This window comes from Microbacterium sp. SA39, assembly GCF_000967865.1.
Taxonomy (GTDB): Bacteria; Actinomycetota; Actinomycetes; order Actinomycetales; family Microbacteriaceae; genus Microbacterium.
In genome coordinates this window covers 78,555-91,313 of record NZ_JXRU01000037.1, presented here as the reverse complement: position 1 = coordinate 91,313, position 12,759 = coordinate 78,555, and the positions used below count along the sequence as shown (strand labels likewise).

Annotated in this window: 9 protein-coding genes; 3 read left to right on the top strand and 6 right to left on the bottom strand. The window is 67.8% G+C overall.

Translation table 11 applies throughout. The features are described from left to right. Positions 1-144: 144 nt before the first annotated feature. The 5 genes from RS85_RS13890 to RS85_RS13870 form a co-directional block, all read right to left on the bottom strand. Positions 145-933: a hypothetical protein gene (locus RS85_RS13890; protein WP_046014056.1), complete on the bottom strand. Its 789-nt coding sequence runs from the start codon at positions 931-933 to the stop codon at positions 145-147. Between the two features lie 43 nt (positions 934-976). Next, a complete protein-coding gene (locus RS85_RS13885; RefSeq protein ID WP_046014055.1) occupies positions 977-2,026 on the bottom strand; it encodes a type IV toxin-antitoxin system AbiEi family antitoxin in 1,050 nt (349 codons plus the stop codon). Between the two features lie 270 nt (positions 2,027-2,296). After that, complete coding sequence (locus RS85_RS13880) at positions 2,297-4,381, bottom strand: acyl-CoA dehydrogenase family protein (protein WP_046014054.1); 2,085 nt, start codon at positions 4,379-4,381, stop codon at positions 2,297-2,299. 147 nt (positions 4,382-4,528) lie between these two features. Then, positions 4,529-6,313 (bottom strand): glycoside hydrolase family 3 protein, encoded by a 1,785-nt coding sequence (locus tag RS85_RS13875; RefSeq protein ID WP_046014053.1) that lies wholly within the window; start codon positions 6,311-6,313, stop codon positions 4,529-4,531. Then, complete coding sequence (locus RS85_RS13870; RefSeq protein WP_046014052.1) at positions 6,310-7,608, bottom strand: MFS transporter; 1,299 nt, start codon at positions 7,606-7,608, stop codon at positions 6,310-6,312. The genes RS85_RS13875 and RS85_RS13870 overlap by 4 nt, the downstream gene beginning before the upstream one ends. A gap of 111 nt (positions 7,609-7,719) precedes the next feature. Here RS85_RS13870 and RS85_RS13865 point away from each other — a divergent pair, with 111 nt between their 5' ends. Then, a complete protein-coding gene (locus RS85_RS13865; protein ID WP_235282444.1) occupies positions 7,720-9,033 on the top strand; it encodes a TetR/AcrR family transcriptional regulator in 1,314 nt (437 codons plus the stop codon). A gap of 219 nt (positions 9,034-9,252) precedes the next feature. Here RS85_RS13865 and recQ read toward each other — a convergent pair whose 3' ends face one another. Continuing rightward, positions 9,253-11,322 (bottom strand): DNA helicase RecQ, encoded by a 2,070-nt coding sequence (gene recQ / locus RS85_RS13860; RefSeq protein ID WP_046014051.1) that lies wholly within the window; start codon positions 11,320-11,322, stop codon positions 9,253-9,255. An 89-nt stretch (positions 11,323-11,411) separates the two neighbouring features. On the opposite strand from recQ, the gene RS85_RS13855 reads away from it, so the two are divergent. Then, positions 11,412-11,771 (top strand): GNAT family N-acetyltransferase, encoded by a 360-nt coding sequence (locus RS85_RS13855; RefSeq protein ID WP_046014050.1) that lies wholly within the window; start codon positions 11,412-11,414, stop codon positions 11,769-11,771. After that, positions 11,768-12,703: a pirin family protein gene (locus RS85_RS13850; RefSeq protein WP_046014049.1), complete on the top strand. Its 936-nt coding sequence runs from the start codon at positions 11,768-11,770 to the stop codon at positions 12,701-12,703. The genes RS85_RS13855 and RS85_RS13850 overlap by 4 nt, the downstream gene beginning before the upstream one ends. Positions 12,704-12,759 lie beyond the last annotated feature (56 nt).

Below are 12,759 nucleotides of genomic sequence, written 5' to 3'. Positions count from 1 at the left end.
GGCTCCTGTTCGGGTCCTCCGAGCCTACCCAGCGCGCCCGGAGTCGGTACGGTGGGCGGAGACTCGTTTTAATGCCTGGCTTCTTATCTGCAACCGACGGACCGGTAGCTGCCCGCAACAAGCGGCACGACGGATCGGAGTCCGCTACTCAGAGACGATCTCTTTGAGGAAGATACCCGCAGCGACGGACGCATCGGTGCGAAGCTGCTCTTCAGACGAAGGATCCCCCGTGTCGATCATCGTCTGAGCGAACGTTCGTGCCCAGGAACCGCTCGAATCGAGATAGCTCGTCATGGTGGCTCGAATGTCGGCCGAATCGGCTGCTTCCACGGCTGTCTCAAGTTGTTTCGAAACCGCGCGCGCGGCTGCGGCGGGGCCGCCCTCGTTGAAAAGGACGACGAACATGAGGTCGTACTTGTCCTTCGCCAGCACGCGCGATCGTGCAGCAGCCGCCTTCGCTAGGAGATACCCGCCAAGGTTTGCGAACCGAAGAGCGAGCCTTTGGGGGGCGGCGGTGAAGTCCTCACGGACCGCAGCAGGGACCGGAATCTCTCGAACGATTGGGTCGAGCAGCGCGGCAGCAGGTCCTGCTAGTTTGCTCGCCACCGCAGACTGTGAGCCAGGCAGAGGCACTGTATCCGCGGTGTGATCCCGTACGTCACACAGGAACTCGAGGCGGACCCTCGCGTTTTTGAGCACCGCATCCCAGCGCCACTTGTTGGCTGAAACGAACCCACCGGCGCTCAAAGCAGCGTCGATCCAGGCGAAGTCTGGAGCGGAGGCGAGCTCGTCGAAACCGAGCGCGAACAGAAGATCGATGTCAGTCGTACCTTGATGCGGCACAGGCGCATCCGGGGCCAAGTAGTCGGGATTGAGTCCACCTATGACAACGAAATCTCTGGCGTGCTCTCCAGCCAGCAGCCCGAACCGCACTAGAGCTTCCTCTGCGCGCGCCCGTGCTTCCCGTGTTCTCGAATCAGAATCCAATGGTCGCCTCCCTCAAATACTCGGCTGCTTCCGCTGCGCGTCCGCCGAGCCGCAATAGATCGCTGTAGACGCGGATCGGCGAGGCCACCCGAAGGCCATCCTGATGGTCGGCCAGCCGGAAGACGTACTCGCTCTCGGCAAAAACACGTACTCGGCCTCCTTGATCCACTTGCATCACATCGCGTTGGCTCGACAGCAGCTGGAGTGCCTCCTGTAGCGCGTCAGCCGAAACGTAAATATCAACCGTTGGGATGCTCGTGAGGTATGGAGCTATGCGGTCAGCAGCGGCGACACCGGTTACGGCCCAGTCCAAGTTCGATAGTGATTCCGCGAGCATCGAGATCGAGAGTTGATGCTCTCGCCACGGCACGTGGAACTCTGCGGCTGCGGTGAGGGAGCTGGCAGCGTGGTGGCCGGCCCAATCACTCAGCATCCGCCCCGGATCGCGTAGCGCGCGGCCCGCCGAGCTACCGCGCTCCGCACCGATCTTCGCGGTATAGCTCTGCTCATCGAACTGCCGAAGAACACGTGCGGCGTGAGGGATTGAGACTCCCGCAGTCTCGGCGATCTCGGCCGGCCGTTCCAGCGGTTCATGCGCATCCGGTCCTTGGCGTACTTGCCAGGCCAGGAGGGTTTCAGCAACCGCGTCCGCTGCGGCCGACCACTTGAACCGACGACCGGCATCCACGGGTATAGGGTCAAGCCTTGTGATGTAGACCTCCTCTGGCACGACGATCTGAGCACGGCCACCCGCATCTGCCCAGGAGAGTTGTTCTTCGCTGAGAATCTCGCGAGCGCCCGGACTCATCCGGCGAGCGGTGATCACTGGAATCCCGCGAGGCTGCAAGGAGGAATGTGTGATCATGTTGCGGACGCGACGTACGTCGGCGGGGAGCCCTTCCCCTGCCCAGACCGGGTGGAACACCCAGTAGGTCGAGCCGCGAGAGATGCGGACCGTGTCGCCGTCCGGCTCCGGACGAAACTCGGGCGGCACGACGCGCAACAGGGTTTGGAGCGCCTGGTTTATTCCAGATCTCATGGTTATATCATACGGTGATATTAACCGAGTTGTTCTAATTAAACTCCTGTTTCATCCGCTCACGATTTTACTAAGACTGGCCGCGCTCGAGGGCCACGACGACTTCGCAACGCGATCACCTCTGCGCGCCTGCCATAGAAGCGAAGTCGAGCCGAACGGCAAGGAACGGCCTTCGCTACCTTCCCGGCGTGTAAGAGCTGATCTGCGGTACGGGTCTCTTGGAGTGGCGCGAACTTATACTTCACGCAACTATAAGTCCGCGCCACGACATCATCGCTTGGTCAGGTCGCCGAGCTGCTCGCGCTTGACCTTCTTCTCCTTGACCGGGGCCGTGCCCGTCGCTTCGAGGTCGGCGTAGTACGCCCGGGCCTCGTCCTGACGCTGCTTCTCGATGCCGCTCGCGATGGGCGCGCGCACGTGCTCGGGCTCGTAGCCGAAGGCATCGACGAGGTCGAGGGCGTAGGGGCGGAGCCGTGCGCAGAGGCGATCGATGTAGCTCGACACGGCGGCGGCGCGCTGCGTCGACAGACGACCGTTGATCAGGTGCCACGCGAGGTGCTTCTCGATCAGCTGCAGGCCGAAGAGGTCGCGCAGCCAGGTGAGGACCTTCTTCGTATCGGCGTCCTCGATCTCGTGGACGGCGTCGGTGAACGCCTCCCACTGCAGCAGCTCGCCGTGGGCGCGGGCCGCCTCGATGAGCTCGGCCTGGTTCTCGTTGAAGAGCCGGGCGCCGAGCGCCTTGTCCTTCGCCCCCGGACGCAGCCGTCCGGTGATGTCGGCCACCATCTGCTGCACGCGGCCGGCGAGCAGGTCATGCTGCTGCTCTTCGCGAAGGCCCCGCTCGACCGAGCGGGAGACCTGACCGAAGTCGGATACGGCCTGACCGAGCTGGCGGAGGCCGGCGCCGTGGAAGACCTTGCCCGCGGTCATGCCGACGGCGAACTTCGCGAGCGCCGCGGCATCCTTCCCCTTGAACTGATTCGCGTAGTCGGTGAGCAGACGCTTGCCGACCAGCTGGAGCAGCACGTTGTTGTCGCCCTCGAAGGTGACGTAGATGTCAAGGTCGGCACGGAGTCCGACGAGACGGTTCTCGAACATGAAGCCCGCGCCGCCGCAGGCTTCGCGCGCCTCCTGCAGGGTGTCGAGCGCGTGCCAGGTCGACAGCGGCTTGAGGGCTGCGGCGAGCGTCTCGAGGTCTTCCCGATCGGCCGGGGTGTCGATCCGCCCCGAGAACACGCCGTCGAACTTCTGCAGGAACTCGTCGTGCGCGAAGATCTGCGCGTACGTGGTCGCCAGGCGCGGGAGCAGACGGCGCTGGTGCTTGCCGTAGTCCATGAGCATGACTTCCTGCCCGTCCGCGCCGTCGAACTGGCGACGCTGGGTGGCGTAGGTGATCGCGATCTTCAGGGCGAGGGCGGATGCCCAGCTGGCTGCACCGTCGAGCGAGACGCGCCCCTGCACGAGCGTGCCGAGCATCGTGAAGAAGCGGCGGCCGGGGCTGTCGATCGCGCTCGAGTAGGTGCCGTCCGCCGCGACATCGCCGTAGCGGTTCAGCAGATTGGTGCGCGGGACGCGGACCTGATCGAACGAGAGGCGGCCGTTGTCGATGCCGTTGAGTCCGCCCTTGAGTCCGTCGTCCTCGCGGCCGATGCCCGGGAGGTCGTTCCCGTCCTCGCCGCGCAGCGGCACGTAGAAGCAGTGCACGCCGTGGTTGACGCCGTTCGTGATGAGCTGGGCGAACACCGTCGCCGCGACGCCGTGCAGGGCGGCGTTGCCGAGGTATTCCTTGGTGGCCGCGCGGAACGGCGTGTGGATGACGAATTCCTCGGTCGCCGGGTCGTACGTCGCGGTGGTGCCGACAGCGGCGACATCCGAGCCGTGGCCGATCTCGGTCATCGCGAACGCGCCGGGGATCTCGAGGTTCATGATGCCCGGCAGCCACTTCTCGTGGTGCTCCTCGGTGCCGAGTTGCAGCACCGCCGAGCCGAACAGGCCCCACTGCACCCCCGACTTGATCTGCAGGCTCGGGTCGGCGACCACGAGCTCTTCGAAGCCGGCGATGTTGGCGCCGTTGTCGTCCTCGCCGCCCAGCGACTTCGGGAACGCGCGGTGGACGGCCTTGTTCTCGACCAGCAGGTGCAGCTGGCTGAGCACGCGCTCGCGGTGCTCGTCCTTGCCGAGCTCGTCCTTGCGCCAGAACGCGGAGTCCTTGATCATCTCGCGCGCCTGGCGGCGGGTGTCGGCCCAGGTGCCCATCAGTGCGTCGTTGACCGCGGCGACATCGATGTGCGGGGCGGTGAGGGGCTCGATCGACACGTCAGGTGCCGTCGAAGAGCGGGTCGCAGCGTCGACCATGGCAGTCCTCCAAGGAGAAGTAGGGATGCCCCCATGGTAGGTCTGCGACAAATGGGGGCGAACTCCCCTGTCGTGTTCCTCTAAGCGGATGCCGGGACGCCCCGGCATCCGCTTGTCGCGAGCCGACAGCCAGTCGGCGAGAGGGGATCAGAGCGTGAGGCCGTGCCCGAAGCGGAACAGCGGGTCGGCCGTGTCGAACGGCACGTCAGGACGCGAGGCCTCGACCGCCGCCATCGACCGCGGGAGGTCGAACGGGAGCCGGCCCAGCGCGGCAGCCGCTCCGCTGAGCACGTCGAGCAGTGCCGCCCCCGATGCTCCCCAGTTCACCGTGACGGCGGCGACGGCATCCGCGATCGGAGTGAGGATCGGCGGACGGTCGGCGAGCACATCGACCACGGTCGGCACGGCCGCTGCAACCTCGCGCACATGCGCCACGACATCGGCGGAGAAGTCGAGCGATCCCGCGTGGAAGAAGTTCTCGAACATCGTCGCCCGCTCCTCGAACGGGGCCTCCAGGCGGATGACGGCGAGGTCGGCCTCCCCCGGCGTCGCGACGACTTCGCCGTAGGATGCCGCGACCTCGGCGTCGATCCCCTCGACGTAGAGCTTGAGCCCCCGGGCGAAGGGCAGGGCGCCGTCGTTCGTCAGCACGGTGATCGACGCGCGCTGCGCGGCCTCGCCTGCGGCGCGGAACTCGGCCCGTCCGACGACCTCGTCCGCGGCATCTTCATCGACGAAGGGGTTCTCGAAGAGACCGAGCTCGAACTTCTCGCGCAGGATCCGTCGTGCGGACACGTCGATGCGCTCCTCGGAGATCTCACCGGAGGCGACGAGGTCCACCAGCAGCTCCGGATTCGCCTCGCCGCCGAACTGATCGACACCGGCATCCAGCACCTTCTTCATCCGCTCCAGCGGCGACAGGTCCTCCACGCCCCAGGCGCGCGCCGGGAACGGCTGGCCGAAGATCTCGGAGTCGGTGATGAGGCCCCAGTCGGTGCAGACGAGACCGTCGAATCCGTAGCGCTCGCGCAGCAGGCCGGTGATGACCGACTTGTTGAAGCCGAAGCCGACCGCCTCGTACTCGGTGCCGACGGGCATTCCGTAGTACGGCATCATCTGGCGCGTGCCCGCCGCAAGCGCATCCTCGAACGGCTTCAGGTGCAGCTCGAACTCACCGCCGGGGTAGACCTGCTCGCGACCGTACGGGAAGTGCGGGTCTTCACCGTCTTTCTGCGGCCCTCCGCCGGGGAAGTGCTTGGTCATGGTCGAGACGGACCCCGTACCGAAGGCCGCACCCTGGAATCCACGGATGTAGGCGGCGCCGAGCTTGCCGGAGAGCTCCGCATCCTCTCCGAACGTCGCCGTCTGGCGCGCCCAGCGGGGCTCGGTCGCGAGATCGACCTGCGGATGCAGCGCGACTCGCAGCCCGACTGCGGTGTACTCCTGCCGCGCGATGTCGGCGAAACGCTCGACGAGCTCCTCGTCGCGGATGGCCGCGAGCCCCAGGGTCTCCGGCCACTGCGAGAACGGGCCCGCGAGGATCGAGGCGCCGGGGTTCTCGCTGAACGAGTGCCGCGGGTCGGTCGACAGCGTCACCGGGATACCGAGCCGAGTGGATGCCGCGAGCCGCTGCAGCGCGTTCTGCCAGGCCGCGATCTCCCGACCGGTGGGCGCCGCGCCGAGCAGGTTGAAGTGCGTCATCTGCCTGACCTCGAGGAACTCGCGGGCCGAGGGTGTCGCGAACACCGGGTTCGGCTCCTCGAGATCACCGATCGCGATCATCGTGTGGAAGAAGAGACCAGCCTTCTCTTCGACGGTCATCTCGTCGAGGAGGAGCTGCACCCGCTCGTCGACCGGCAGGTCGGCGTCGAGCCAGGGACGCGCGTTGGTCGTGGCGGTGGTGCCAGCGCCGGTGGTGTCGGAGATGGTCACTTGACTCCCTTGATGCGGTAGACGAGAACGGCACCGGCGAACGCGACGAGCGCGCCGAACAGGTACCAGGTGGTGTAGCCGCCGAGCGGCGTGGCCGCGCCCAGGGCGATGATGCCGGGGGCGATGGCCGGAGCGATGGACTGCGGCAGGGCGTTGGCGATGTTGAGGACGCCGAGGTCTTTCGCGACATCGTCGGGGTCGGGGAGCACCTCGGTGGCGAGAGCGAGGTCGACGGAGAGGAACGACCCTGCCCCGAGCCCGATGATCGCCTGGGCGACGATGACGGTGGTGATGTCGGGCGCGACCGCGAGGATGACGAGGCCGACCACCATGATGAGGCCGGCGACGGCGACGAACGGCCGACGCTTGCCGATCTTGTCGGAGAGGAACCCGCCGAGCGGCGAGGAGATCGCCATCGCCGCCATCGAGGCGAGATTCGCGACGAGGATCGTGCCGACGGCACCCTGCTCGTCGAGCCCGAACTTGGTGATGAGGTACAGCGGCAGGAAGGTCGCGATGCCGGCGTAGCCGAACATGACGAAGAACTTGGTGAGCCAGGTCCACCCGAAATCGGGGTGCTTGCGGGGGTTGAAGACGAATGAGCCGAAGAACGTGCCGACCGTGAACCTGTCCGCCGGCTTCTCGGCGAGGCGGCGGTCCTTGAGGAGCAGCACGAAGACGATCACCAGGACGAGCGCGATCACGCCGGGGACGACGAAGCGCTCGAAGTCGCCGGGGAGGAAGTTCACCAGGAAGCTTCCGGCGAGGATGCCGATCGGCGTGGTGATGCCGATGATGCCCGACACCTTGCCGCGGCTCGAGACGGGGACCTGGTCGGGCAGAGTGGCGTTCGCGGCGGCGAGGACCGCGTTCATCGATGCCTGCACGAGGCACCAGGCGAGCAGCACCATGACGACGGAGTTCGCGACGCCGATCAGGACGAAGCCGCCGAGCCCGACGATCGCGCCGCCGAGGATCCAGGGGCGGCGCATGCCCCAGCGCGAGGTCGTGCGGTCGGAGAGGCGCCCGACGAGCGGGTTGGCGATGAGGGCGAAGATCGCGCCGACGCCCATCACGAGGCCGAGGCTTCCCTCGGTGTTGGTCGGGTCGATGCGCTGGATCTTGAAGGCCATGGACACCATGACCGGGGTGAGGAGGGCGAGGTAGACGCCGAAGTTCACGGCGGCGAGGCCGGGCGTGTAGCCGCGCGGGGTCTTCGCCGGCGTTGTTCCCGGTGTCTTGATGCCGGTGGTACCGACGACTGCCGCGTTCGCGGCGGATGACAGCTCTGTCATGACAGTCCTTTCGATGCGCCGCACGTCATCGGGCGAGGCGGCTCTGGGATGAAGATACACGAATCTCGACCGATTGGTAAGTGAAAGCAGACCGATTGGTAATGAGGGAGGATGGAAGCGAGGAAAGAGGATGCGATGACGACGATGACGCCTCCGGGCTCGCGGCGCACCCGTGCCGCGGACACGCGCCGACGGATCGTCGCAGCGGCGCGCGAACTGTTCGTCGCCAACGGCTACCGATCGACTTCTCTGCGCGACATCGCGACGGCGGCATCCGTCAGTCATCCCGGGCTGCTCGGTCATTTCCCCTCGAAGGACGCACTCCTCGCGGAGGTCGTCGGCGAGTTCGAAGCCGAGAACGAGGCCGTGTTCAGTGACATCGCCGCCGCATCCGAACCCGGCGAGCTGATGTTCGCCCGTCTCGCGGAGCGCAACGCCCGGACCCCGGGGTACCTCGAGCTGTTCGCCGCGCTCACCGGAGAGGCGTCGGCGGCGGGGCATCCGGCGCACGAGCGGATGCAGGCGCGCTATGCCCGGTTGCGCAGCCTCAGCCGCGACGTGTTGCAAGACGCGCAGCATCTCGGGGCGATCGCCTCCGAGCGCGACGTCGACGGCGAGATCACGCGCCACACCGCCGGTTGGGACGGGCTCCAGCTGCTCGCGCAGTACCTGCCCGATCAGGTCGATGTGGTCGAGATGCTCGAGGAGCGCGAAGCGCAGTGGGCGCTTCCCACGAGCTGGCGCGACCCCGACGAGCAGGCGCCGGCACCCGAGCCTTCCGGCCCCCTGCCGATCCCCTTCGGGGGCGAGGTGCTCAGCGGAGAGCCGCTCGACGCCGAAGCGGGATACGCGGTGGGACGCCGACGCCGGACACAGATCGTCGCCGACGCCATGCGCCTCTTCTCACGCGACGGCTACGGCGACACCAGTCTCCGCGACATCGCCGAGGCCGTGGGTGTCTCGAAGTCGACCCTGCTGCATCACTACCCGACCAAGGAGCTGCTGCTGAGCGCCGTGCTCTCGGAGCGCGACAACGCGATCCGTGAGCGGGGCGAGGTGCTCAGCTCGGATCGTGCGGGGGATCTGCTGCGTGGCCTTCCCGACGGCGCCAGGGTGAACGCGCAGAGCGAACCCGGACTCGTCGAGGTGTACGCCGTGCTCTCCTGCGAGGCCGTTCCCGCCTCGCATCCGGCGCACGACTACTTCACGAACCGCTTCTCGAGCGCGATCTCGTACTTCACCGAGCTGTTCCGGCTGGCTCAGGTCGACGGCGACCTCCCTGCGCATCGCGACCCCGCGCACGAGGCGCTCTGGCTCATCGCGATGTGGGACGGCCTGCAGTACCAGTGGCTGTATGACCGGGAGGCCGTCGACGTCGCTGCGCACCTGCGAGCGCACCTGGAGGACGTGCTGCCCGTTCGCTGACGCGCGTGCCTCGCGGGGCTCGCTCGCCGCAGGAGGTGGCGCTATGTGCCGCATCCAGGCCCGATTAGCGGCGAAACTTGACACCTCCCCCGGATGTGGACGAAGTCGCTTCCCGGCATCCCGCCCTGCGTTCAGGAGGTGGCACTATGTGCCGCCCGGCGCTCGGCCCAGCGGCAGAATGCGACACCTCCGCGGGAGGTCAGCGGGTGCAGTCCCCGGTCAGGCGGTAGCGATGACCGCGAGCACGCCTTCGCCGTATGCCTCACGCTTCTTCGCACCGATGCCAGTGATGCCGTCGAGGTCGGCGAGCGACGCCGGACGGTGCTCGGCGAGGGCGCGCAGCGTCGCGTCGCCGAACACGATGTACGCGGGAACCCCCTGCTCGCGCGCAGTCTCGGCGCGCCATGCGCGGAGCGCCTCGAACAGCCCGCGGTCCCCGGCATCCAGCGCATCCGCCGCGCTGGCCTTGCGTGCGCGCGACGAGGATGCCGGGCGGCCGATCGTGTCTTTCCGCAGCGGCACGGCGGTCTCGCCGCGCATCACGGCGGCCGCCGGCTCGCCGGGTGCGAGCGTGCCGTAGTCGCCCTGGGCGACGAGGATGCCGCGCGCCAGGAGCTGCCGCACGACGCTCCGCCAGTCCTGATCGGAGAGATCGGCACCGATGCCGTAGGTGGTGAGCTTGTCGTGACCCTGCTGCCGGATGCGTTCGGTCGAGGCACCGCGCAGGATGTCGACGAGATGCCCCGCGCCGAACGACTGGTTGCGCTCGCGCTTGAGCCGGACGATCGTCGAGAGCAGCTTCTGCGCGGGGACGAGGCCGTCGAAGGTCTCGGTGTCGTCGAGGCAGGTGTCGCAGTTGCCGCAGGGCCGAGACTGCTGTCCGAAGTAGCCGAGCAGATTCTGCCGGCGGCACTCCACCGTCTCGCAGAGCGCGAGCATCGCGTCGAGGTGCTGCCCCAGCCGCATCTTGAACGTGCGGTCACCGGGGCTCTGGTCGATCATGCGGCGCTGCTGCACGACATCGCCGAGGCCGTAGGCCATCCACGCGACCGAGGGCTCGCCGTCGCGGCCGGCGCGGCCCGTCTCCTGGTAGTACCCTTCGACGGACTTGGGCAGATCGATGTGCGCGACGAAGCGCACGTCGGGCTTGTCGATGCCCATGCCGAACGCGATCGTCGCGACCATGACCACACCGTCGTCGCGGAGGAAGCGCGACTGGTTCGCGGCCCGCACCTCGGCCGGAAGACCCGCGTGGTACGGCAGCGCGTCGAACCCCTGGGCCGCGAGGTAGGTGGCCGTCTGCTCGACCGACTTGCGGCTCAGCGCATAGACGATGCCGGCGGGTGGGGTCCCTGAGCCGGTCGAAGGGTCCAGGGACTTGATGAACGAGGCGAGCTGTTTCCGCGGATCGACCTTCGGCACGATGCGGTACTGAATGTTCGGGCGGTCGAAGCTGGCGACGAAGTGCTCGGCCTTCGCCAGCTGCAACCGCTCGGTGATCTCCTTGTGAGTGGCCGCGGTCGCCGTGGCGGTGAGCGCCATGCGGGGGACACCCGGGAATCGCTCGCCGAGATCGCCGAGCGTCAGGTAGTCGGGGCGGAAGTCGTGGCCCCACTGCGACACGCAGTGCGCCTCGTCGATCGCGATGACGCTGAGCGTGCCGCGCTGCAGGAGGGCCGTGGTCTGCGCGTTCGAGAGTCGCTCCGGCGCGACGTAGATGAGGTCGAGCTCGCCGGCGACGTAGGAGCGCTCGACCTCGCGGCGCTCCTCGATCGCCTGCGTGGAGTTCAGATAGGCGGCCCGGACGCCGTTGGCGCGCAGCGCATCGACCTGATCGTGCATGAGGGCGATCAGTGGGCTGATCACCAGCCCGGTGCCCTCTCGCACGAGTGCCGGCACCTGGTACGTGACGCTCTTGCCGGCGCCCGTCGGCATCAGTACGACGGCGTCACCGCCGCCGATCACCTGCTCGACGATCGCGGCCTGGTCGCCGCGGAACTCGTCGTACCCGAAGACCGTGTGAAGGGCCTCGGCGGCGGTCGGGTAGCGGCTCGGCGTGGCCTTGCGGACGGCCGACGCGGAGGGAGCGGATGCTCGCGGCGAAACCGGAGTCGTCGGCCCCTGGCCCCAGTCGAGCGGCGGTTCGAAACCGGCACCCTGCGGCTCCCAGTCCATCGGCTCCGGTGGTGCGCTCGGCTCCCAGCCGCCGTCGTCCCATGGCTCGTCTGCGTACCCTTCGACAGGCTCAGGGACCCAGCCTTGGTACGGGTCACGGGGAGTCTGCGGCATCCTTCCAGCGTAACGATCCCCGCCGACGTCGGCCGCCCGTCTCCACAGATCCGGGCGTAAGTTGGATGCAGACGCATGAAGGAGGCCCGATGACCGGCATCACCGTGACCCGCAACGACGAGGAATCGCGCTATGAGATCCGCGCGGACGATGTGCTCGCGGGCTTCGCCGCCTTCGACCTCCGCCCCGGATCCATCCGGTTCATCCACACCGAGATCGACGACGCCTTCCAGGGACAGGGCCTGGCCGGAAAGCTCGCATCGGCGGCGTTGACGGATGCCGCGGCATCCGGTGAGGCGATCGTGCCGCTCTGCCCCTACATCGCCAGGTACCTCGAGACGCACGAGATCGACGGCGCGGAGATCCGCTGGCCGCGCGCTTCGACGGGCTCAGCGACCCAGGCGGAAGGCTCGGGCCCTTCGACAGGCTCAGGGACCCAGGGCGAATGATCGGGCAGCGCCAGCTCGTTCTGGAACCGCGCGAGGTCCCGCTCGGCGGGGTCCGCGGCATGAACGTGCTGCGGGCGCTTCCGCACCGCAACCTGCCGACCATCGGCGCCTGGTGCTTCCTCGATCGGTTCGGCCCCGCCGAGACGAAGATGCGCGTCGAACCGCATCCCCACATCGGCCTGCAGACCGTGACCTGGCCGCTCGTCGGCGAGATCCGGCACCGCGACTCGCTCGGCAGCGACGCCGACCTGCGGCGCGGGCAGCTGAACCTGATGACCGCCGGTAACGGCATCTCGCACTCGGAGTATTCGATCGGCGACGGACCGATCCCTCTCGATGCGCTGCAGCTGTGGGTCGTGCTGCCCGAGTCAACTCGTCACGGCGCGGCCGGCTTCGAGCGGCACACGGACCTTCCCGGCGCGACGATCGCCGCAGCGGAAGGATCGGATGCCACGGCCACGGTCGTCCTCGGCGAGTTCGCCGGCGTGCAGTCTCCCGCCACCGTGCACACGCCGATCGCCGGAACCGAGATCGTGCTGTCCCCCGGGTCACGAGTGCGCCTGCCGCTGCGGGCCGACTGGGAGCACGCCGTCATGCTCGTCGAGGGCGATGCCGTGGTGTCGGAGCATCCGATGGAGCGCAATGAGCTGCTCTACCTCGGCGACTCCCGCGACGAGGTCGAGGTGTCGTCCGCTCAGGGCGCGCTGCTGTTCCTGCTCGGCGGAGAGCCGTTCGAGGACGACATCGTGATGTGGTGGAACTTCGCCGGGCGCACGCACGACGAGATCGTCGCGGCGCGCGAGGCGTGGGAGGCGGAGTCCTCGACCGGCGCGGCATCCGCCCGCTTCGGCGAGGTCGAGGGACACGCCGTGCGCATCCCCGCCCCTCCCCTGCCCGATGTGCGGTTGATGCCCCGAGGCCGCAAGATCTGATTTCGAATCGCGCGAATGGTCGATGTGGACGACCTTTTCGCGCAAGTTGCGCGATT